The 21,558-nt window shown below is 43.3% G+C and carries 22 protein-coding genes; 13 read left to right on the top strand and 9 right to left on the bottom strand.

The window, feature by feature from the left end:
* The 6 genes from V513_RS04335 to rodA are packed head-to-tail and all read right to left on the bottom strand — an operon-like array spanning window position 1 to window position 5,436.
* The gene (locus tag V513_RS04335; protein ID WP_099771846.1) at window positions 1–393 is read right to left on the bottom strand and encodes a cytidine deaminase; all 393 of its coding nucleotides are present in this window, start codon (window positions 391–393) and stop codon (window positions 1–3) included.
* Window positions 347–1,714 (bottom strand): hemolysin family protein, encoded by a 1,368-nt coding sequence (locus V513_RS04330; protein ID WP_099771845.1) that lies wholly within the window; start codon window positions 1,712–1,714, stop codon window positions 347–349. The genes V513_RS04335 and V513_RS04330 overlap by 47 nt, the downstream gene beginning before the upstream one ends.
* Before the next feature lie 20 nt (window positions 1,715–1,734).
* The gene (locus V513_RS04325; RefSeq protein ID WP_099771844.1) at window positions 1,735–2,202 is read right to left on the bottom strand and encodes a 23S rRNA (pseudouridine(1915)-N(3))-methyltransferase RlmH; all 468 of its coding nucleotides are present in this window, start codon (window positions 2,200–2,202) and stop codon (window positions 1,735–1,737) included.
* Window positions 2,199–3,413 (bottom strand): imidazolonepropionase, encoded by a 1,215-nt coding sequence (gene hutI, locus V513_RS04320; RefSeq protein ID WP_099771843.1) that lies wholly within the window; start codon window positions 3,411–3,413, stop codon window positions 2,199–2,201. Before hutI ends, V513_RS04325 begins: the two co-directional genes overlap by 4 nt.
* The gene (gene ftcD / locus V513_RS04315) at window positions 3,413–4,327 is read right to left on the bottom strand and encodes a glutamate formimidoyltransferase (RefSeq protein WP_006491928.1); all 915 of its coding nucleotides are present in this window, start codon (window positions 4,325–4,327) and stop codon (window positions 3,413–3,415) included. Before ftcD ends, hutI begins: the two co-directional genes overlap by 1 nt.
* Window positions 4,328–4,347: 20 nt before the next feature.
* The gene (rodA, locus tag V513_RS04310) at window positions 4,348–5,436 is read right to left on the bottom strand and encodes a rod shape-determining protein RodA (RefSeq protein WP_099771842.1); all 1,089 of its coding nucleotides are present in this window, start codon (window positions 5,434–5,436) and stop codon (window positions 4,348–4,350) included.
* A gap of 224 nt (window positions 5,437–5,660) precedes the next feature.
* On the opposite strand from rodA, the gene panB reads away from it, so the two are divergent.
* Complete coding sequence (panB, locus tag V513_RS04305; RefSeq protein WP_099771841.1) at window positions 5,661–6,461, top strand: 3-methyl-2-oxobutanoate hydroxymethyltransferase; 801 nt, start codon at window positions 5,661–5,663, stop codon at window positions 6,459–6,461.
* Entirely contained in the window at window positions 6,433–7,236 is an 804-nt protein-coding gene (locus V513_RS04300) for a biotin--[acetyl-CoA-carboxylase] ligase (RefSeq protein ID WP_014730213.1), read from the top strand. Before panB ends, V513_RS04300 begins: the two co-directional genes overlap by 29 nt.
* Here V513_RS04300 and V513_RS04295 read toward each other — a convergent pair.
* A complete protein-coding gene (locus tag V513_RS04295) occupies window positions 7,211–7,450 on the bottom strand; it encodes a S4 domain-containing protein (protein ID WP_006491924.1) in 240 nt (79 codons plus the stop codon). The two genes, V513_RS04300 and V513_RS04295, sit on opposite strands and share 26 nt — an antisense overlap.
* A gap of 112 nt (window positions 7,451–7,562) precedes the next feature.
* Window positions 7,563–8,897: a hypothetical protein gene (locus V513_RS04290; protein WP_099771840.1), complete on the bottom strand. Its 1,335-nt coding sequence runs from the start codon at window positions 8,895–8,897 to the stop codon at window positions 7,563–7,565.
* A gap of 247 nt (window positions 8,898–9,144) precedes the next feature.
* Here V513_RS04290 and V513_RS04285 point away from each other — a divergent pair, with 247 nt between their 5' ends.
* The 4 genes from V513_RS04285 to V513_RS04270 all read left to right on the top strand — a co-directional run bounded on the left by V513_RS04285 (window position 9,145) and on the right by V513_RS04270 (window position 12,399).
* Window positions 9,145–10,281: an ABC transporter permease gene (locus V513_RS04285; RefSeq protein ID WP_099771839.1), complete on the top strand. Its 1,137-nt coding sequence runs from the start codon at window positions 9,145–9,147 to the stop codon at window positions 10,279–10,281.
* A gap of 115 nt (window positions 10,282–10,396) precedes the next feature.
* Entirely contained in the window at window positions 10,397–10,855 is a 459-nt protein-coding gene (rimP, locus tag V513_RS04280) for a ribosome maturation factor RimP (protein ID WP_257211940.1), read from the top strand.
* Between the two features lie 21 nt (window positions 10,856–10,876).
* Window positions 10,877–11,905 carry a transcription termination factor NusA gene (gene nusA / locus V513_RS04275; RefSeq protein ID WP_006491918.1) on the top strand — a complete coding sequence of 343 codons (1,029 nt, stop codon included), beginning with the start codon at window positions 10,877–10,879 and terminating at the stop codon, window positions 11,903–11,905.
* Window positions 11,906–11,931: 26 nt separating this feature from the next.
* The gene (locus V513_RS04270; protein WP_014730211.1) at window positions 11,932–12,399 is read left to right on the top strand and encodes a Fur family transcriptional regulator; all 468 of its coding nucleotides are present in this window, start codon (window positions 11,932–11,934) and stop codon (window positions 12,397–12,399) included.
* Here V513_RS04270 and V513_RS04265 read toward each other — a convergent pair.
* Window positions 12,330–13,691, bottom strand: a complete 1,362-nt coding sequence (locus V513_RS04265; RefSeq protein ID WP_006491916.1) for a ComEC/Rec2 family competence protein — start codon at window positions 13,689–13,691, stop codon at window positions 12,330–12,332. The genes V513_RS04270 and V513_RS04265 overlap by 70 nt on opposite strands.
* A 98-nt stretch (window positions 13,692–13,789) precedes the next feature.
* Between V513_RS04265 and V513_RS04260 the strand changes: the two genes are divergently transcribed.
* The 7 genes from V513_RS04260 (at window position 13,790) to V513_RS04230 (ending at window position 21,526) form a co-directional block, all read left to right on the top strand.
* A complete protein-coding gene (locus V513_RS04260; protein WP_006491915.1) occupies window positions 13,790–14,857 on the top strand; it encodes a polysaccharide pyruvyl transferase family protein in 1,068 nt (355 codons plus the stop codon).
* Between the two features lie 4 nt (window positions 14,858–14,861).
* Complete coding sequence (locus V513_RS04255; protein ID WP_099771838.1) at window positions 14,862–15,959, top strand: iron-containing alcohol dehydrogenase family protein; 1,098 nt, start codon at window positions 14,862–14,864, stop codon at window positions 15,957–15,959.
* The gene (locus tag V513_RS04250; protein ID WP_099771837.1) at window positions 15,956–17,134 is read left to right on the top strand and encodes a class I SAM-dependent rRNA methyltransferase; all 1,179 of its coding nucleotides are present in this window, start codon (window positions 15,956–15,958) and stop codon (window positions 17,132–17,134) included. Before V513_RS04255 ends, V513_RS04250 begins: the two co-directional genes overlap by 4 nt.
* Before the next feature lie 77 nt (window positions 17,135–17,211).
* Entirely contained in the window at window positions 17,212–18,024 is an 813-nt protein-coding gene (minD, locus tag V513_RS04245; RefSeq protein WP_006491912.1) for a septum site-determining protein MinD, read from the top strand.
* Between the two features lie 16 nt (window positions 18,025–18,040).
* Window positions 18,041–18,316 (top strand): cell division topological specificity factor MinE, encoded by a 276-nt coding sequence (locus V513_RS04240; RefSeq protein WP_006491911.1) that lies wholly within the window; start codon window positions 18,041–18,043, stop codon window positions 18,314–18,316.
* Between the two features lie 6 nt (window positions 18,317–18,322).
* The gene (locus V513_RS04235) at window positions 18,323–18,712 is read left to right on the top strand and encodes a secondary thiamine-phosphate synthase enzyme YjbQ (protein ID WP_014730206.1); all 390 of its coding nucleotides are present in this window, start codon (window positions 18,323–18,325) and stop codon (window positions 18,710–18,712) included.
* Window positions 18,713–18,775: 63 nt separating this feature from the next.
* Window positions 18,776–21,526: an O-antigen ligase family protein gene (locus V513_RS04230; protein ID WP_014730205.1), complete on the top strand. Its 2,751-nt coding sequence runs from the start codon at window positions 18,776–18,778 to the stop codon at window positions 21,524–21,526.
* Window positions 21,527–21,558: the final 32 nt, after the last annotated feature.

Genomic DNA, 21,558 nt, shown 5'->3' with positions numbered 1-21,558 from the left:
TCACTTCTCCATCTCAAAATGCATCGGCAGCAACTCAAATGTAGTTGTTCTCTTAATATTTTCTTCTCCCACTAATATCACTTCAAAGTTCCCAAATTCCACCATAAACTGCCTGCAGGCTCCACAAGGAGAAGTCGGCTCCTTCCTGTCACTTACTATAGCTATACTTTTGAACTTCCTGTACCCATTTGAAACAGCCGAAACGATGGCCGACCTCTCTGCGCACATAGATAGTCCGTATGAACTGTTTTCAACATTGGTTCCTACGAAAACTCGGCCTTCTTCGGTAAGTAGAGCCGCACCAACGGGAAATTTCGAGTAAGGGGAGTATGATCGCTCCTTAGCCTCAATAGCTTTCTGTATTAGTGCCTTCTCCTCCAATCTGTCTATCATCAACGCTCCTCCTGTCTACAATCAGCCTGATTTTCTCAACTTTGTTCTTTCCTGCAGCAAGAATTTCGAAAGTGAATCCGTCTACGATAATCTTTTCTCCCACTTCCGGAAATCTCTCAAGAACTTCCAGCAGGTAACCGCCAATTGTCTCGAACTCCGTTTCAGGAAATGGCTGTTCCAGTTCTCTCTCAATATCGTTTATCGGAGTCATTCCATCAACTATGTATTCTCTTTCTCCCAATCTCTCTATCATTATCTCTTCAGACTCTTCATCGTATTCGTCCAGTATTTCACCCGTAAGCTCTTCGATGACATCTTCCATGGTAATGATACCGGCAGTTCCTCCATACTCATCTATAACAACTGCAAGATGATTCTTCTTCTCTTTGAACTCCCTAAGAAGATCGTCAACCTTCTTCGTCTCAGGAACAAAATATGGATACCTCATAATCTCTTCGACACGAATCGTCTGGAGCACATCGTTGTCCTTTCTGTCGAGAATGAAGTTCAGAAGATCTTTAGCATAGCAAACACCCACAATCCTATCGATATTCTCCCTGTAGATCGGATATCTAGAGTATCCTTCGGACTGCACGAGTTCCATCAGATCTATCAACGGTTGTTCTTCCTCAAGAGCAACGATTTCGACTCTGGGCGTCATGATCTCCTTCACCGATATATCTTTCAGCTCCAGAGTTCTCTTCATAATCATTCTCTCTTCCGACTGAAGAACCCCTTCCTTATGCCCCGCATCTACTGCAGATTTTATTTCGTCTTCAGTTATGAAAGGTGCGAATTCGGCCTTTTTCCCACCGATAATTACTATAAAGAAACCCGAAATCCGCAATAATAACCACAATATTGGTTTCAAGACAATCGTGATTGCCGATATAAAGGTGATTGTTCTTCTGAATAAACGCTCGGAATTCTCACGCGCATAGATTTTGGGTGTGATTTCTCCAAAGATGAGAATGAGAAAGGTCATAATGCCCGTCACTAACGCTGCGGCAACTCCAGCCGAGTTATCTGGAAGAAGCTGCAATGCAAGCAAGGTTGCAAGTGACGAAGACAGTATGTTGACAACATTGTTCATTACCAGAATTGCTGTGAGAACTGAATTCGGGTTTTGAACAAAAAACTTCACCGACTTGCTGAATCGCTTTTCTTTGCTATCGACAAGATCACGTAGTTTTAATTTACCCATTGACATAAGAGCAGTTTCTGTTCCAGAGAAGACACCCGAAAGATAAAGAAGAAAGCCAAGCAATAACAGATTCAATAAAATCGATACAGGATCCCCGCTACTAGTAGGGTCTTCCACTTCTGATTTGCACCTCCAGATCAATAATGATACGGTCTGTTGCCCAGGATCGCAAATGCCCGAAAAAGCTGCTCCAATAGGATAAGAACAGCCATTTCGTGAGTAAAGGTCATCCTTGACAAAGACAGTTTCTGCCAGCCCTTAGAGAGGACCTCATTACTGAAACCTAAAGGTCCTCCTACAAAGAAAGACAGATTGCTTACACCTATATTTTGCCATTTTTCAAGCATTCGTGCAAACTCCTGCGACGAGTACTGTTCCCCTTGGGCATCAAGAAGCAGAATCTTGTCCTGCGAATCTGCAGCTTTCAAGTATCTTCTGCCCTCTCTCTCCTTCACTTGCTCTCTTTCTCTGGCGGTCGTCCCACCAAGCGGGAAATATTCTAGATCAACTCTTCCAAAAGCACCAAGCCACTTTCTGTATTGTTCTATACCTTCAACAATGAAATTTGACTTTGGTTTTCCTGTACCAACAATCCTAATATTCATCTTACCCTTTTTCCGCTCTTTATTACTCCCCTTACAATGTTCCTGGAAAAGTTGTATACTATTTCGCTGTAGTCACCGGCCTTGATCAGAACAAGGTCGGCATCGAATCCTGCCTCGATCCTCCCTTTTCTATCCTCAAGGCACAAGGCTTTAGCGCTGTTCACAGTATAAGCGATTATTGCCTCTTCTACAGACAAACCGCAACGGGAAACAGCTAGAAAGATTATGAAAAAGGGATCATAAATATTGCATGAACCTGGATTGAAGTCCGATGCCAGCGCAACTATGGCGCCGCGGTCAACGAGTTCCCTCCCCTTTGCAAAGGCCTCGTTAAGAAAGAAGGAAGTTCCCGGCAGGAGCGTTGCAACCGTATTGCTATTCGATAAGAGCTCCAAGGTCCCATCGTCGGCAGAAATCAAATGGTCTGCCGAAAGCGCCCCCAACTCAACTGCCAGTCTTCCGCCTCCAGACGCAGAAAGCTCATCGGCGTGAAGCTTCAATTTGAATCCCTTTTCCTTTGCTCGCTTTAAATACCACCTGGACTGTTTCTCACTAAAGACACCATTTTCACAGAAGATGTCGACTGTATCGGTATACTCTGACACGTCATCGAGCATTTCTGCCATCGAGTAGAGAAAACTGTCCGACGATTCATACTCCTCGGCTACAGCATGCGCACCAAGAAAAGTCGGGACAACATCAACTGGATGAATGGAATCAAGTGTTTTCAAAACCTTCAGCTGCTTCAATTCATTTTCTTTGTCGAGACCGTAGCCGCTTTTTCCTTCGATAGTAGTGACTCCGAGGGAAAGCATGCGATCGAGATGTCTAAGTGACTCCGCTACCAATTCAGAAGCCGAAGCCTTCCTCACCTCTTTAACTGTTGATCTTATACCCCCACCGGTCTTCATTATTTCCATGTAGCTCTTGCCGGACAGCCGCATCAAAAACTCTTTGCTTCTGCTACCTATGAAGGGAATATGAGTGTGACTATCTACAAATCCAGGAATGACCACGAGTCCAGTTCCATCTATGTACTCACCGGCCTCTACGTTTTCCCTACCAACATAGGATATCTTCCCTCCCTCGATTGCGATATGCATATTGTGTCGTGTTTCAAGAGAGGACATCTCCTTGCCTCTTATTGGGCCTGCCTTTTTCGGAGAAGCTATCTGCCCAATATTCAAGATTGCAAGGTCAGCTTTTACCATTACCTTTCCTTGTCCGCAATGAAGTCCAGGACTTTTTTCTCAAGGATCGAAGAGCTTGTGAACTTTTCTAATCTCAAATAATGATCTGCAACATCCACAAGCGCCTGAAGTGGCGTTAATCCAACTATCTCCGATCCGACTATGGGAACTCCATGTCTTTCAGCCTCTGACTTTATCACCTCAAAGACTCTGAAAAGCGGAGTCTTTCTATAGTTAGTCATATTCATTGAAATCTGCACTATATCCCTATCCTCCAGCTTGAAGCCAAGAGCCTTCACATAGCGAAATCCTCCGCTTATATGCCTTACAGACTTCGCAATCTTGTTTGCAATCTCTATCTTATTCGTGCCAAGATTCACGTTGAAGGCAATCAAGTATTCCCTACAACCAACAGCCGTTACTCCGGCAGACGGGTGAATCTCTGAGGGACCGAAATCTGGCTTCCACTGGTCGGAAGCAATCTTTGAAGCGAAGTTCTCGAATTCTCCCTTCCTTATGTTTGAAAGGCTAACTCGTTCGGGCGTTGATGCAGAATCCTCATACAGGTAGACCGGAATTCGAAGTTCCTCTCCTATTCTTTTCCCAAGTTTCTTTGAAAGCGCAATGCATTCTTCTTTTGTTACATTCATTACAGGAACAAGAGGGATAACATCAGTGGCGCCCATTCTTGGATGTTCACCTGAGTGATTATTAAGATCAATCAGTTCTTTTGCTTTAAGAGTCATGTTAAACAAAGCAGCTTCCACAGCTTCCGGTTCACCGGTAATAGTGATTACAGAACGATTGTGATCTGGATCGCTTGAGTAATCAAGAATCCAGACGCCTTCAATCTTCTTGGCCTCTTCTACAATCCGTTCAACAACGTCAAGTCTTCTTCCTTCACTGAAATTTGGGACTGATTCAATAAGTCTCATTTGTACCCCCTCGCAATAAGCTACTCTCTCTGCTCTTTATCATATTCGATCTCTTTCACAGAATAACTATGTACAATCCCTAACTGAAGCGCAAATAACATAGACGACGACCCGCCATAACTAACAAATGGCAAAGGGATTCCAGTAACAGGCAGGAGTCCAAGATTCATCCCAACATTTTCAACGACGTGAAATGCAAAAACTGCGAATATCCCGCTAAGAACTATTCTACCAAACTCACTGCCAGTTTTTCTTGTAATGGACCAAATCCTCCATAAAAGGAGCAGGTACAGAACAAGCAGAGTTACAGCTCCGATGAAACCGAACTCCTCACCAAGAACCGAAAAGATGAAATCCGTGTGATCTGCGGGAACATATCCCAGTCTGTTCATTGTACCCTGAAGATATCCCGTCCCTTTAAGGCCGCCCGAACCTATTGCTCTTATTGCCTGAATCGTATTGTATGCAGCTCCGGAAGCGTATTCTTCAGGATGAAGGAAGCTCAACAATCTGTCTCTTTGGTAGGGTTTTAGACCAAACATGAAAACAATAGGAGCCAAAAAGGCAATTAGAACAGTTATTGCGATCATAAGCCTGTCATATCTCTTGCTAATCAACGTCATGAAATACCATATGATCAATACAATGATTGTGGTGCCCAGATCGGGTTCTAGATATATAAGTCCCACAAAAACAAGAGTGAAAAATATACCCAGCGAAAACAATCCAAACCTGTGCTTAGCGTCTCTTGAATAAACATTCCCAAGGAAAATTATCAACGAGAATTTCGCTAGCTCTGACGGTTGAAAACTTGCTATTCCTAGGTCTATCCACCTTCTTGAAGCTTCACTAGAATCTAGATAGAGAACTGCCGCGAGTGAAACTGTCGAAAGGATGATTAATGGGAAAGATAAGCTTTTCCAGAGCTCTTTCTTTACAACATACGCAGTAAAGACGAAAACTGCACAAGAAAGCAGGACCCAGACCAATTGTCTTCCAAACAGATACTCCTCCCTTTCACCGAAAGTAGCGCTGTACAGAACGACAAGTCCAAATATCATCAAAGAAACCATGATTATCGGAAGTAAAAACTCAACTCTTCGCTTCATTACACTCTCCTCAGAGGAATAATTAATTATATAACTTTTCTTTATTCTCGGGCTTGAGGTCTTTGATTATCGATCTAACAGAACCCGTCTCTTCCTTACATGGACTTTCTTGGCGATGGACTAAAATGTATAATCTAAGTAAAGATACTAACTAGCCCCATTGATTCTTTGAAGAAGGTGCAAGGTCCTGGTAGCATCATTTCTAAAGGAGATGTGAGATTAGAATGAATGTGAGAGAAATCGTTGAAACGAAGGGTCAAAGTAAACTGTCTGTGATCTCTGCTTACAGCTATTTTGAAGCGAAGTTTGCTGAAGAAGCAGGACTGGACATGATCATAGTAGGGGATTCTCTCGGAACGCTTGTGATGGGGAAAAGGGATACTCTCTCGGTAACAATGGACGAAATGATATGGTCTTTAAAGTCAGTCAGAAGGGGAGCGGAAAATAGTTTTATAGTTGCCGATATGCCCTTTGGCTCTTATCAATGTTCCAGGGAAAAAGCCGTTGAAAACGTGGTCTCCTTTTTGAGACATGGAGCCAGCGCTGTCAAAATCGAAGGCGGTTTCGAGACTGCAAACCTTATAAAATATTTGGTTGATAGTGGTTTTCCTGTAATGGGTCATATCGGGATAACTCCACATCACGCAAGTTTGGTCGGAGAATATCCTGTACAGGGAAGAGACGAAAAAAGCATAAAGAGGCTGATTGAGTCTGTCAACGAATTAGAGGAGGCGGGCGTCTTTGCAATACTTCTTGAAATGGTTGTCGAGGATGTAGCGAAAAGGCTTACGGAAGATAGTTCTGTCCCCACAATCGGTCTGGGTTCAGGTCGATATTGTGACGGGCAGTTTCTTCGATGGCATGATCTACTAGGCATCAACGACGAATCGAGTCCAAGATACATTAAGAGATTTGCCGATCTTAAATCCAATATCATATCAGCACTTCGAAGATTTGATGAAGAGGTGAAGTCTGGCGTCTTTCCCGAGGAGAAAAATGCTTTTGAAGGGACAGAGGAGATTTGACGTTTTTCGCCAGATTCACTCGGATTTTGAGGATGAAATCCCGACCATGATGGTAGGCGAAAACATTGTATCATTCTCCGAAATAGACTCAACAAATGTGTACGCCAAGAATAACCTGGACAAACTTCCCTCCGGAACCGTCGTCTGGGCTCTCTCGCAAACTTCGGGTTATGGAAGGCACAATAGTTTCTGGTACTCCAATAAGGGCGGATTGTGGTTCTCTATAGTCTTCAAACCGTCGTTGATAAGGGAACCCAATGAGTACACAAAAGTAGTTTCGGTAGCTGTCGCAGAAACGATGATCAAGATGGGTATTAATTCAGTTGGCATAAAGTGGCCAAACGACGTGCTCATTGGAAAAAGGAAAGTGGCAGGTATTTTGACCGAAGCGATCTTCTCGGGGATATCGGTAAACGCTATTGTGGTAGGCGTCGGGATAAATGTAAACAACGAACTCCCTGAAGAGATTAGGCAGATCGCCATAAGTCTGGGAATGGTTATTAACAAACACATATCACTGGAAATGCTTCTCGATAAAGTTCTTAAGAGAGTAGAGTTCCTTCGAAAAAACTATCTAATTCGAGGGAAAAACAGATATCTAACACGCAGATGGAAAAAATATCTAGCTTTTGCGGAAAAAGATGAAATAACTGTATCCCTACCCAATGGTGAAAAAATCACTGGTATAATTAATAGCATCACTCCCTCATCTTTATGCCTTGAAAGAGAAGACGGAGTGATCCTCGAGATCAACTCCGGGGAGATTCTACTCTAGTTTCCTCCACGATCTCTGACTCGAATCCCTCTTTTACTCTTACTACAAGTACTCTGTTGAAAAATCTTACTGAAACAAGATCTCCGGGCTCAACTTCCGAAGAAGGCTTTGCTCTGATCTTGTTTCTGAATACGTAGCCCTTTTCAATTGCCTGCTTGGCTACTACTCTTCGTTTGATAATTCCGTTCATTTTCAAGAATTTGTCAATGCGCAAAACTGATCTCCTATGAGTATACACTTGACTAACGGGAAGAAAATAGGTATAATTATGTTATCGAGATGTTCTTGCCCCTGTCACTCCGCTTGGCGCAGGGGCTTCTTTTTTTTTACTTGATCACTATTGTGCTTCTAATACCACCTATCTCTCTTACATACTGGCTATTCACTAGAACACCACTCTCTATTTCCACTCCCATTAATCCAGTAAGTATGTAACCGGAATCCAAGAAAAGCCTGGCAAAACCTTCAGATCCAGAGAACTTCAACAGATCATTATATACTTCTAGATCAGATACTATCGCGCCTTCCTGAAGTTCTTTCGTGATCTTCACCTGGTTACTTGAAGAAACGTAAAGCCACCCGTCGCTAACCCAAATATACTGATCTTCTATAGATAAACCATTCTCAATGACGAGAATCTTGAGATCCGGATCGGCTTTTTCAAGGCGAAATTTAAGATCATCTAAGGTTCCACTGTAGCCTGCTCTCAGGACATAGGAATATCCTACCGAGTCTGTTGCTCCTGAAGTAGTTCCCTCAGAGCCCATGAGACTTGCGAATATATCGTCAACTGAGATGTTGGCATCTACCATGATTTCTCCCGTCATCTCTTCGGAAAACTCTGTGATATCCTGAGTGCCTATTTTGAGTTCTCCCAACTCTAAAGGAAGAAGTCCGAGCTGTTCGATATTTAGGTCTGAGAGAAAAGAAAGATCATTTATCTTTGCAAAGCCGGAGACGAGCGGAAGGTGGTAACCGGCTTCCAGTTCAACCACCGAAGCACCTTCAAGTGCGGAAGAGAACCTCTCTCTGGTCTCTTCAGAAAGGGGGACCGAAAGAGCCTCAGCAATCAGAATCCCCTCCTCATTCCACAACGAACCCTTCTGAACAACATCTCCCACCGAAGAGTAGAAGTAAGCAAACCCAGGCGTTAGACCTTCAGTGACCAGAGAAAGATTAAATCCCTTTTCTGTAACTGCATACTGCTCAATATCACCAATGAAGAGGTACTCCTGATCAACGGCGATATTTAGTTCAATCTCTGAGGGTAGAAGCTGCGGAAGTATCTTTTCGATAGCCGCCTTCAACGCCTTTGGATTCTCAGTTGGTCCAAGTACAATTACAAGACGATCCGTACCTTCTGAATCTACCCAGACAGCAAGTCCGAGATCTCCATCAAAAGCCTTATATATGTCTTTCGGATCTAGGCCATTATTGTAAGCCAACATTTCGACGTACTGCGCTATCAGTTGCTCTATGGCAAGCTGATTCAATACCATATCCATGAGAACGGCTTTTTTGGAAACGTTGTAATTGTTTTCTAAATCTTCAACTACAAGTACCGTATGCGCTTGAGCTGGAAGACGTCCCGACATAGTGCCGACGCTCGCAACTGATAAAGCTCCAATAACCAGGAGTGCAAGTACCATAAATCTCCTCATTTATTCACCTCCAAGATCGTACTCTGAAATTTGACGAAAAAACCAAAGGAACAGTTCTTATTGTGATTCTACCATCTGACCGCTTAAACAAGCACAACAACGATAACGGTTCTTTCTCAAGAAGAGCAACAGCTGCAGATCCTGCGGGAAGCCGGCGTTGACATTTTGTATTTATTGATAGAGTATAATAAATGAAAAGGCTCTATAGATAATCACAGAAAGTCAATAGTGAAGAGAGGGACGTTACTTGAGATTCCTTAGACTTGTTAAGAACGATCTTCTTCTAATAGTTAAATCGAGGGCTTTTCTGTTTGTGCTTATCCTTTTGCCAGTTATTTTGGCGGCCATATCTTCTATAACCTCCGAAACGGGAGGTTATTCCGACCTAAGAATAGGAATAATAAATGAAGACAAGACTTTCATAGGTCTCTTTTTTGTGCAGTACGCGACCTCTATGCTGAAAGGAGAGAACATACTTCAGCTATCGAACAGAGAGGAGATAGACTCAGTGATCGACAAACTCGACGGGGTCTTCATAATTCCCAGAGGATTTGCGAACAAGCTTCTCTTTCAGGAACCCTCTGAACTGGTTTTCATTCCAAACCCAGGATCAATGCAAACTGCAGTTGCCGTCTATCAGGTTTTGAGCAATGTTCTGAGAGAGTTCAAAGCCCTTCCGGTTGTAGCAGATCCCGAATTCATGAAGACCGTGGAGATCGACCCGAACTACGTAGCACCCTCTCTCAAAGTTGAAGGTATCTCCGAGTCTAAGCTAAGCTTCTCTTCACTTCTCTTTCCTATAGTTCTGGTAACAACGATTATGTTCATGACATCAATAGGAGCTGCTACGGGTATCTATGAAGACAGAAGGAACGGTGTGATAGATCTTCTCCGACTATCAGATGTGGGATCAGTGAAATATATAATTGCCAAGGCGGTCAGTTTTTTGATTTTTTCAACTGCGCAGGTTTTGATCTTCATTACGGCCGGAAGATTTTTTGGGCTTGAAATTGCGTCGAATCTGATTCTTTATGTGGTGGTGTTAGAAGTCTACATTCTCCTGTTTACATCTATAGGACTTCTCATAGGGACATTACTGAATTCTTCAAGGAGTGCTCAACTAACGTCAATAACGCTTGTCACAGCGGTATTGATTCTGAGCGGAATTCTGATACCTCATTCAATGTTCCCCGATTGGCTCGAATCGTTCAGTCGAAGTCTCCCAACTACCTCCCTCCTTGTCGTACTCCAGGGAATCTCAATGCTTGACTTCACTTTTCCCATGGTCGTTTTGCCCACTGCAATTAATCTTCTGATAGCAATCGCAATAATAATTGTAACCGGGTTTGTCGCATCTAGGGAGGACATCTCGCTAGCAGACTAAATCACGGTTAACGTTGACTGACCGAGCCAAAAGAGTTATAATGATTGTAGTTGAAATACTCCCAAAGGGAGAGGGCTTGTTTTGCCCTCTATTTTTTATTATGGTGGTGTTGTTTGTGGAGGACCTGAAGAAAGAGCTTTTCGAGCTGGCAAATCAAGTCGCAAGCAACCTGGGCTATTCGATCTATGATCTCGGGCTAGGAAGAAGAGGTAAGAAAAGACTTGTTAAGATCACGATCGATAAGCTCGATGGATATGTTTCTATAAGCGACTGTGAATCATTCTCGGCCGATTTTGGTAGAGCGCTTGATTCAGCGGACCTCGTCCCATTTTCTTACGAACTTGTTGTAGAGTCTCCCGGACTGGAACGCGCTCTAAGGGATTTGAAGGATTACGTAAGATTCACAGGTGAGAAGGCAAAGGTGATTCTCAAGGAACCCATTGAAGGGGTTTCGGTTTTGATTGGGAAGATCATCTCATGCGAAAACGACGTTGTCACTGTTGAGAGTTCCGAGAACGGTAAAGAGATAGCATTCCACTTTTCAAATGTCAAGCGCGCAAACTTAAAACTATAATTTGGACGGTGAGGTGTTCACATGAATCTCAATCTCTTGGAAGCCCTTGATCAACTGCAAGATGAGAAGAATATAGAAAAGGAAGAGGTTATAGACATACTGGAAAAAGCTCTCCAGAGTGCTTATAAGAAAAACTTCGCGTCCGAGAGCGATGTCGATGTCAGGATCGACAGGCTTACAGGCGACATAGAAGTCTTTGAAAAACTACTGGTGGTCGAGGCTGTGGAAAACCCCTCTTTAGAAGTCAAGCTGGAAGAAGCTTTAAAACTCGATTCTTCGGCGGAGATTGGCTCAACAGTTGAGAGAAAACTCAACATTAAGAAATTCAAGAGGATCGCCGCTCAAACGGCTCGACAGGTTCTTATTCAAAAGATACGTGAAAAAGAAAAAGAGAACCTCTTTGATAAGTACGTCGATATGAAGGGAACGGTGACAACTTCTGAGGTTCTTAGAGTCACTGACGAGTGGATCGATTTGAGGATAGGGAAACTCGAAACGAGGATCCCAACTAAGGAACTCATTCCCGGGGAACAGCCAAGACTGAATTCACTTATGAAAGTCTACGTTGTCGATGTCACAAAATCTGTTAGAGGACCTCGCTTACTCGTTACAAGACGAACCCCGGACTTCGTTATAGAACTCTTGAAACTTCAGGTTCCAGAAATAGCAAGTGGTGACGTAACCGTAAAGGCCATAGCCAGAGAAGAGGGTATTCGTACTAAGGTAGCCGTATTCAGTCAGAACACAAAAGTCGATCCTGTAGGGGCTTGCATTGGAGAAAGCGGGACAAGAATAGCCGAAGTCCTCAGGGAGATAAAACCCGAAAAAGTTGATATATTAAGGTGGAGCGACAATCCTGCGGAGTTTGTTGGAAACTCAATCGCACCTGCTTCAGCTCTTGAAGTGAAGGTTGCAAATATCGAAAACCACGAGGCCACCGTCTTTGTCTCGCCAACTCAGCTTTCCCTAGCAATAGGAAAAGGTGGCCAAAATGCAAGACTTGCCGCAAAGTTGACTGGCTGGAAGATAGACATTAAGCCGATTATGTAACGTAGTTCGGCTTTTTGGAGGCTGTCATGAGAAATGATCAGCTCAAGGCAGAACTGAAAAAAAGAAATCAAAGAATGACAGCTCAAAGGGAATTAATTCTCAGACTTTTCCTTGAAGCTGGCACAGAGCACTTGAGTGCGGATGAGATCTACCATAAGGTTCAGGGGAAGAACTTCAGAATAAGCAAGGCAACCGTTTACAGGACGATTGAGCTACTCGCCGATATAAGGCTTCTCAGAAAGATCGTTTTTGAAGATGGAGTAGTGAGGTATGAACTCGTTGAAAAGGGTGAGCACCACCATCATCACGTAATTTGCAGCAATTGTGGTGCCGTCGTCGAATTTCATCTTGATAACCTCGAAGAACTTGAAGAGCTTGTGAAGTCGAGGACCGGTTACACCATAGAGGACCATCAACTGAAATTTTACGGCTTGTGCCCTAAATGCCAGAATGCAATGAAAGACAAGAAAAGTACAAGCAACGAAATAAAATAAGCCGGGAAGGCTTCGAATCGCATTGCCGGAATCGCTTCTCCGATAGATGCTGTAACCTTTCCCATTATGTTCGACATTGTTCTGAGGCTTCCCGAAATAAAGGAACTTACCACTTCGATTCCCAGAAAATCTGATACCAATATGGCTATCATCCCTATGTAAGACGGCATTACGAACATCGGAACCATTAGAATAGTCAAAGGAATTCCGACAAGAGACAACGTACCAAATGCGGTCAAAGAAAGAGGAACAATTGCCGCCTGGGCAATTGCACCAACTAGAAAAGCTTGGTATATAAGGCTCTTCTTTTCGATTTCTGGCAGGAATATCAGCAGCGCAGCCGTAGCAAAGAAGCTCAGCTGAAATGAGATCGATGCAACAATTGATGGTTGAACCATCACAATTATCATTCCAGAAAGTCCAAGGATATTCAGTGGATGCTGACGATAATCGATAATCCTGAATATCGAATAGCATAAAAGCATGAGAAATGTTCTCAAGGCGGAGATAGCAGGTCCTGTAGACAATGTGTATAAGAAAAGCAGAGAAATCGAAGCTATTATTCTGGAATTCCTTCCGACCATTAGGAAAGAAAGTGCGCTGTGAACTAGAAGATACATCAGTCCTACATGCAAGCCTGAAACAGCGAACAAATGGGCGATTCCAAGATCAGATATCGTTCTCCTCAATTCATATTCTATGTGCTTTCTGTCACCAGTAAAGACTGCAGCGGCAATGGTATTGTCAAGTTCGTATTTTGAAAGCAGACCAGCAATATGTTTCCCGGGAAGAGAGATTATCTCAAACCTATCAATGCAGCCTTCTACTTCCGATTCGATTGTCAACAAAGGATACGTGTCGCTCCTCTTAAGCCTGCCAGCAGACCACACGATCTGCCCGGGAAAGGCAACGGCTTTTCTGTCTGACAAATCGATATTTACGGCCGGGGGAAGATAAATCCATTCGCCATCCCGGAGAAGTCTACCATTACTTGCTTCGATCCTTCCCGTTCCACCTTTCGAAACATAGCCGACATACTCAACTTTTCCAGGATCGAGCATTTTCAAAGTGAAGGTTTGTACAAGGCAGCCCATCACAAAGAACAAGACCCAGGCAAACGGGCTGACTTGTTTCGAAGAGATAAGCATTACGGAAAGCGCGAGAAGGGCTAAAGAAAGCCAACCGCTATCCATCCAGATTGAAGAAAATATGATTAGCTCTCCCAGCATGGTCGCCAGAAGATAGAACAAAAAAGGAAAAGGTGTACTTCTTCGCCGGAGCGCATCGTGCATAACTAGATTCTACATCCCTTGCAGTGCTTTGTGAACAACGTGTTCGATGATTCACATGTGTTAGAATATTAGCGTTGAATGTTCCTGGAGGTTTTGAGGTGAGACAGTTTTCTTTTGGCGGGCTGACGCTGGTGGGTTACTATGGATATGATAACCTTGGCGACGATCTTCTGTTGCTTTCATCACTATCCCTGATCGAAGAGATAGAATTTGAAGGACCGATTTATCTGCCCGCCTCACCGAGCATAAACCACATAGCCCACAGATTTCCGTCAAAACTGGATGTAAGGATAATTAAGCGCTTCAGCATAAGAGAGCTCCAAATCTCCATCAAGAACTCGATTCTAACCGTATTTGGAGGGGGAAATCTCCTTCAGGATCAGACAAGCTGGAGGAGTTTTTTGTACTATTACGAGATTGCAAAGTACACTCTCAAGAAAGACAAACCACTGCTCTTTCTTTCCCAAGGGTTTGGCCCATTAAGTAAAACCGCAAACAGGAAGGCACTGAACAAGTTGCTCAGTGATCCGCTTACTTACGGAGTCATGAGAGACGCCGTAAGTTACAAACATTTTGCATCGATATCGAATAAAGCAATCCTCGGAACAGACTATGGACCATACTACCTTCGAAAAAAAAGGATAATACCCGAGAAGCGTGAAACGATTGATGGCTTAGCGGTAATAGTTCTGAAAAACGGAACCAGTGTAGACGATGTACTCCATTCTCTCAGATTGAATAATCTATCACAAGTTTGCGCCGTAGGGTTTCATAATCACCACGATGAGCAAAAGAGAAGCGAACTTGAATCCAAGGCGCGTTCAAACGGATTCAAAGTAAGAAAACCTCCAGAGAATCTTGAGGGAATGATTGAGGTTTTTAACAATGCAGAGTTAATAATCACAGAGCGTCTTCATGGAGTGATTCTGGCGATCTCATTGGGCGTTCCTTTCGTGTGGAAGAAGAATACTAAGCTTGATAGATTTGTGAGGTCTCTGGACAAAAACTGCAATCTCTATTTTGAAGAAAGTTGTGAGAGCTTGAGCCTATCAATCAACAGTTCTTTGAAGAAGCCGGTGAATCTTAAGGAAGACTACTGGTCTCGTCTTGAAAACACGGTGAATGAATCAAAAGAGTTGCTCAAGAAACTCCTAGCAAGAAGGTGATTGAATGTGGAAATACTTCTTGCCGACAAGGGTCTTTGCAGGTAGACAAGTAATCGGCCAAAACGGTGAGTTGCTTAAGGAATTCGGCACAAAAGCGTTCATAGTTACTGGAAAATCCTCAGCAAAGAAAAGCGGAGCACTCGACGAAGTACTAAGGATGCTAGAAGCTTTAGATATTCCGAGTTCAATATTCGATGAGGTAGAAGAGAATCCTTCATTCTTTACAGTCGAAAAAGGAGGAAGGCTTCTTTCAGAAAATGAATGTGATTTTGTAATCGCAATTGGCGGAGGAAGCCCTCTCGATGCAGGTAAAGCGATCTCTGCAGTCGGAATGAACGGATGCAGTTGCGAGGACCTATACAGAGGAAAGAACCTTCCGTCTCACCCAATAGTCGCCATACCTACTACCTCGGGTACGGGTAGTGAAGTTACTCAGTACTCGGTTCTTACAAATGCCGATGGACAGAAAAAAGGCTTTGGGATGCCATCGATCTTTCCAGCGATATCCTTTCTCGATCCGAGATACACTGTGACAATGCCTTTAGATGTAACCATTGCTACCGCACTTGACGCATTATCCCATTCTTTGGAAGGCGAAGTCGTTAACAAGGGACAAAATCCCCTGCTAAAAACTCTTTCAAGAGAAGCAAACAGGCTCATTAAAGATTCGCTCGACAGAATACTGCTGGATGAGGATGATATTGATTTGCGTGAAAGGATGCAGTTTGCCGCAACACTCGCCGGAATAGTAATCGCTCATACGGGAACAACTGCTGTTCATGCAGCTGGTTATCCACTCTCTTCATTCAAGAATGTAAAACACGGTATGGCAAATGCTCTAATTTTGGTCGAGATCTTCAAGAAGATTGCAGAGGCCGACAAAGATAGAATAAGCGCTGCAATCGATCCTTTTGAGAGTCTCGATGAACTTCAGATTTTTATACAGAGGTTTATCTCTGGAAGAATCTTCTTGAGAATCTCAGATGAAGAAATAAACGAATGGTCAGATTACACTTCAAAAGCATCACACCTGAAGAAGACTCCAGGTGATTTCGACAAAGAGTTCTTCATGGATTTGTACAGGAGGATCAATAACATTTGAGTGCAAGAGTTGTCTTGAAGCGGTCGATAAAAAGGAGGATCGCATTTGGCCATCCATGGATTTATGACAATGAAATCGAAAAAGCCGACTCTGTTGAAGGTGGTTGCATAGTAGATGTATTGACCAATTCCGGACAGTTTCTGGGAAGAGGATACTATAATCCGGACTCTTCCATCAGAGTGAGACTCCTAACGAGAAGAAACTGCAGTATCGATACTGATTTCTTCGCAGAAAAGCTAAAAAGATCATTGGGGATGAAATCTTCTTTGCTTAGATATGGCAATGCCTTGAGAGTTACCTTTGGCGAAGCCGATGGACTACCGGGATTGATAGTGGATAAATTTTCTGACTGGCTGGTCGTTCAGTTTAACACTCTAGGAATTGGAGTTCTCAGAAACGAGATTATTGAAGCTTTGATAGCCACACTGAAACCAAAGGGGATATTTGAAAAGAGCGAGGGAATCTCCCTTACAAAAGAAGGCTTAGAATCAAAAGAAGAGTGGCTTTTTGGTAGCGGGCCAGAGTTGCTGCCCTTTTCATTAAATGGGGTTACTTTCTTTGCAGACACAAAAGGGCAAAAGACCGGTTTTTTCCTAGATCAAAGGGACAACGCGGAGAAACTGTCAAAATACGCGAACGAAAGAAATGTGCTTGATGTTTTCTCATATACCGGCAACTTCTCATTTCATTGTTTGAGCCAAGGGGCTAATAGGGCGACGTTGGTTGACTCTTCGGAACGCGCACTTTCAGTCGCAAGAGAGACGGCTGAAATAAATGGATTCATCAGTAGATGCGAGTTTGTCAGGGCAAATGCATTCGACTATTTGAGAGAAGAATCACTCGCCGGTCACAATCTTGTGATAGTTGACCCTCCAGCAATGGCAAAATCACCGTCTTCGAAAAAAAGTGCTTTGAGAGGGTACAAGGAACTCAACCTTAGAGTGATAAAAAAGGCTGTAAGCGGATCTCTTCTGGCATCTTCCTCATGTACACAAATCATTTCTGAAGATGACTGGATGAGAACTATCAACGATGCCTTTCACGACAGCAAAAAGGTCGGAATAGTCTCATTTAGAGGGGGCCAACCGCTTGACCATCCGGAGGTTAGCTCTATATTCGAGACAAGATATCTTAAGTTCTGCTTATTTCGTGTCTTTGAACTGTGTGATTTCTAAATGCAGCGCCAGATACTGTTGAAGTACCATTGTAATGCTATAATTCAGAAAAGTCTAACGGCTGGAGGTAGATAGATATGGCCAAAGTATACGTTGTGACTTCCGGAAAAGGGGGGGTCGGCAAGACTACAATTACAGCCAACATAGGTTGTGCTCTTGCAAATAAAGGGGCTAAGGTCTGTCTTATCGATGCAGACATTGGTCTCAAAAACCTAGATATTACACTTGGCCTCGAGAATAGGGTTGTGCACACGATTCTAGATGTCGCCAATGGCAAGGTAACGGCTTCAGAGGCGCTTGTTAGGCACAAGCAGATTAAAGGGCTCTATCTACTTGCGGCCTCGCAGATAGCAACAAAGGAAATGCTGTCACCCGAGGACATGAAAAAGATGGTTGCAGAACTGTATCCCAAGTTTGACTATATCATCGTCGACTCACCTGCAGGAATAGAGAGAGGGTTTAGAAATGCAATAGCTGCAGCTGAAAAGGCGCTGATAGTGACTACTCCTGAACTGCCGGCTATCACAGATGCCGACAGAGTTATTGGACTTCTCGAAAACTCGGGAATGCAGGAGACAAATATAAGGCTCCTGATAAACCGCTTCAAAATCCAGATGGTCAAACGTGGTGACATGCTCACCAGAGAGGATATCCAGGGTAATCTCGCTATTGATCTAATAGGAATCATACCGGACAGTGACGAGGTTATCATTGCAACAAATAAGGGTGTACCGGTTATTCTAAACGGAAATGGTGAAGGAATCGGAAAGGTCTTCGAGAACATTGCTTTGAGGATGCAGGGAGAACCAATTCCTGTTGAGCATGACATTCTTGAGCACGGATCAAAAGGATTCCTTGAATTCCTGAAGCGCATCTTCAGAAGAAATTAAGAGGGAGTTGAAGCGTATGTTCTTTGGACTTTTCAGGAAGAAGAAAAAAACTGAGGGAAGTAGAAAGGAAGCAAAAGATAGACTTGATTCAATTACCGGAGGAAGGAGATACTCTGTTCCTGTAAGGGAGGTTATTCCCCAGGATATTCTCCAGAATAGCGGAAAAGATATGGTACACCAGATAAAAACCTATGTCGCCGACAAGTACAAAGTCAAAGAAGAAAACGTTAAGGTTCAGCTTGAGGAACACAACGGATATGTGGTAATAATCACAAACGTTGTCTTTCACTGATGCACCATGCGATACAGCGTAAAAACGGAACGCAAAAGTCAGTTCATAGACATTACGAAGCTTGTTATCCAGTCTGTAAAGGAATCCACGGCTTCTTACGGGCTTGTGAATGTATTCGTACCGCATACGACTGCTGCAGTAACGATCAATGAAAACTCCGATCCAGATGTCGTGCGTGACATTCTCTTTTGGATGGACGAGAGCATACCCGAGAACAGAGAATTCAAGCACATGGAAGGGAATTCCGATGCGCATATAAAGGCGTCTCTAGTGGGTTCTTCAGTTACTGTTCCCTTCAGAGACAATTCATTGATGCTAGGAATCTGGCAGTGCGTCTATTTCTGTGAATTTGACGGACCTAGAAACCGGGAGGTAATAGTTACTGTGGTTGGGTGATGCTTCTTTTGCCATTGTTAATAGTAAATCCAGGCATTCATTAGGGGGACGGTGGGAGGCACTATGTGTAAGGGAAGATACTTCTTTTATACCATCTTTGTTCTTGGATCTTCGCTGTTCGCTATTAAAGGTTTTACGTGGGACATGGGCCTACCAAAGTTCTATTTCGCATCGGTCGCCATATCTGTTTTTATCGTCTTTGTTTCTCTAAGGGCGGTTAGGGGATCCTACAAGCTGAGTATTTCATTTCCTCAGGTTCTTGCTTTGTTGTTTGGCATTTACGCATGTTTGACGACTTTCCAGCTGCTGGATACTCTACCCAATGTCTTTCTGACATCTCTCGGTTTTGCGATGAATTTGCTGTTGTTCCTCCTCTTCTCGTTACTGATATCTGGAGAAAAACCCGATAGACTGATGTTCATCCTTCAAGTTTTCGTTCTTGCGGGGCTTGTCATAGCAGTCGATGCACTTTTCTCCTTTTATACTGGCCACGGTCTGCTGTGGGGAACGGAGAACAACCCATTTACAAGAGGAAACCTATCTTCAGTCATCGGCAATGTGAATTTCACAACGGACCTCATGGCAATGTTGCTATTCCCCACTGCCTTTCTTACTATCTCAAGTAGAGTTCTGTGGAAGCGTGAAAAGCTCAGACACATTTTTTACCTGGGTGTTTTCTCCATTTTCCTGATAGTGATCTTGATAGGTCAAACTAGAGCCGTATATTACTCGGTAATAGGATCATTTACCTTTCTAGCGGTTTTCTTGATAATCTCACTTCTGAAGTTTAGGTTGAGGCCCTTTGCCACAGTTTTCAATAAATTGTTCCTAATCTTGCTAATATTCGCGGCCATAATTATAATGATTGTATATTCTGGAGACAATTTTCTGACGGGTGGGCGGTTCAGTTTCTCTGAGAGACTAACCTATACAACTGAAGACAACGTCTCAGTGGACGTAAGAGTTCTTCAGTGGAAGGCAGCAATTAAACAGTGGAAAGGCTCGACTATCTTCGGTACTGGTTTTGGTTCTTACAAGTACCTTTCTACAGAGAACATGGGAAGGGTTCTTCTGGAAGAACCTGATTACATGTATGTTGCTGGCCTGAACAGTATCCGAACTCATAATGAATACCTTCAGCAACTGGGTGAAACGGGAATGGTAGGAATGGCTATTGTTGCCTGGTTTATTCTCTCAATGTTTCTGTACACAATCAGGGTTGTAAGGCGAACCCCCTCAATCGATAAGATTGTCCAGTACATTTTTCTCACGGCCGGTCTCCTTGTAATTTTCGCGCATTCAATACTCTCTTTCCCGGGTCATCTGATGCCCAATGCTTTATTTGCAGTCTTTCTCTTTGGTTTCCTCATGAGCCCCGATTTTAATGAAGAAAAAAGAATTACTTTCAATGTTGGAAAACTTGTCCCGCTTATTTTGGTGATCTTCGCTTTGACCACCACTGTCTTGATGAGCCGCACTTTCTTTTCAGAAGGTTTTTTCACCAAGGGCTACATAGATTATAGAAGGATTGAGGCCATAAATCCTCAAGTGCCACAGCTGATAAGCTCCATAGAAAGCATCAAAAAAGAAATCGAGGCTCTGGAGAACGTTGAAGATAAGTATGCGAATCTTCAAGAAGGACAGTATATCTCTGAAAGGCTAAAAACTCTTCAGGAGATGTATCCAAGCGCACCGACCGAACTGCTCGAATCAATAGCTTCCGAGGACCGTGAAGAAGCATATGAATCTACCCTGTCGGGGCTGAATTCTAAACTGAGATCTGCTTCTTCGGCTCTTCTTAATGCGAGGAGGGATTCAACAGACAGTTTTTACTCGGCCTTGAGAAATCTATCAACTGCAAGAGAGATTTCCGGTAGTCAGTATCTTGCAGAAGCATACCTGGGGTACGTGTACTTGACACCTCAGAGAAAGGAAGACTTTCGACTTAAGCTCAACATGTCAGGCAACAATATTGGCAATGCCTTCGGAGAGATATTTTCGAGAAAAGACATCTTCTCTTCCTGGCTTACCAACGACGTATTACCTTGCGGAATGCTGCCTGGACTGGAAATCGACCACGCTTATCTCAAAGAACTGCAAAGTCTGCTAAAGCCGGATCTTGCTGCGACAGATGTTTCCGACCTTTTGAAAGAAGTCAACACAGAACTATTGATCGATTATCAAGTAACTCTTGATGCTATTGATGCGCTTTTGCGATCTATAAAGACATCACCCGATCTGCAGGTTGTAAGAAATGCAGCAAGTCTGCTCTTTCGAGTAATTGTCTCATCAGAGAGAATTTCCGTTGAACTCGAGAAGCTCGAACCTTACGTAACTGATACCGTTGGTTTGAATAATCTTGTGCATAAGATACAAGAGATCCCTGTTTCAGAGAAAGACAATCTGAATCTGCTTTATGACGTAGCAATAGCCTATAATCCTGGAGGATGGTTAAAAGGGAATGACAGCATATATGGAGAGTACGCAAGAAATCTTCTTCTAGCTTACGGTCTAAATGCTCTTGACAAGATACTGGAGCTGGCAGAAAAGGAAGTTTTCGCCTGGAACGTGATGAGAACTACTGACCAGGTTGTTCCTCTTGGAGCGATCGGTGAGCTAACTCCGCTAAAAGAGTACGTTCCCAGAGAGTGGTTCAATAACCTGTACGATGGGGTGTATGAATGGTGTCTGGATAAGTCCTCGGAGATTTCAAGGAATATTGAAGAAGAAAGGTTTGCCGGAGAAAACCTGAAGAAGGCAGAAACAGTTTTGAATGAAATGGAGAGATTCAAAGAACTCTATTCAACCTGGTAAGGACCAAAAGTCACATGGGTGTTACACAGGTA

Source organism: Mesotoga sp. H07.pep.5.3 (assembly GCF_002752615.1).
GTDB lineage: Bacteria > Thermotogota > Thermotogae > Petrotogales > Kosmotogaceae > Mesotoga > Mesotoga prima.
The sequence above is the reverse complement of the archived record's forward strand: the minus strand, read 5'-3'. Positions and strand labels throughout refer to the sequence as shown.

Excerpts from the sequence above, each read along its gene's own strand:
- V513_RS04335 (WP_099771846.1), bottom strand. The coding sequence starts at position 393 with ATGATAGACAGATTGGAGGAGAAGGCACTAATACAGAAAGCTATTGAG.
- V513_RS04325 (WP_099771844.1), bottom strand. The coding sequence starts at position 2,202 with ATGAATATTAGGATTGTTGGTACAGGAAAACCAAAGTCAAATTTCATT.
- hutI (WP_099771843.1), bottom strand. The coding sequence starts at position 3,413 with ATGGTAAAAGCTGACCTTGCAATCTTGAATATTGGGCAGATAGCTTCT.
- ftcD (WP_006491928.1), bottom strand. The coding sequence starts at position 4,327 with ATGAGACTTATTGAATCAGTCCCAAATTTCAGTGAAGGAAGAAGACTT.
- rodA (WP_099771842.1), bottom strand. The coding sequence starts at position 5,436 with ATGAAGCGAAGAGTTGAGTTTTTACTTCCGATAATCATGGTTTCTTTG.
- panB (WP_099771841.1), top strand. The coding sequence starts at position 5,661 with ATGAATGTGAGAGAAATCGTTGAAACGAAGGGTCAAAGTAAACTGTCT.
- V513_RS04300 (WP_014730213.1), top strand. The coding sequence starts at position 6,433 with ATGCTTTTGAAGGGACAGAGGAGATTTGACGTTTTTCGCCAGATTCAC.
- V513_RS04290 (WP_099771840.1), bottom strand. The coding sequence starts at position 8,897 with ATGAGGAGATTTATGGTACTTGCACTCCTGGTTATTGGAGCTTTATCA.
- nusA (WP_006491918.1), top strand. The coding sequence starts at position 10,877 with ATGAATCTCAATCTCTTGGAAGCCCTTGATCAACTGCAAGATGAGAAG.
- V513_RS04270 (WP_014730211.1), top strand. The coding sequence starts at position 11,932 with ATGAGAAATGATCAGCTCAAGGCAGAACTGAAAAAAAGAAATCAAAGA.
- V513_RS04265 (WP_006491916.1), bottom strand. The coding sequence starts at position 13,691 with ATGCACGATGCGCTCCGGCGAAGAAGTACACCTTTTCCTTTTTTGTTC.
- V513_RS04255 (WP_099771838.1), top strand. The coding sequence starts at position 14,862 with ATGTGGAAATACTTCTTGCCGACAAGGGTCTTTGCAGGTAGACAAGTA.
- minD (WP_006491912.1), top strand. The coding sequence starts at position 17,212 with ATGGCCAAAGTATACGTTGTGACTTCCGGAAAAGGGGGGGTCGGCAAG.
- V513_RS04240 (WP_006491911.1), top strand. The coding sequence starts at position 18,041 with ATGTTCTTTGGACTTTTCAGGAAGAAGAAAAAAACTGAGGGAAGTAGA.
- V513_RS04235 (WP_014730206.1), top strand. The coding sequence starts at position 18,323 with ATGCGATACAGCGTAAAAACGGAACGCAAAAGTCAGTTCATAGACATT.
- V513_RS04230 (WP_014730205.1), top strand. The coding sequence starts at position 18,776 with ATGTGTAAGGGAAGATACTTCTTTTATACCATCTTTGTTCTTGGATCT.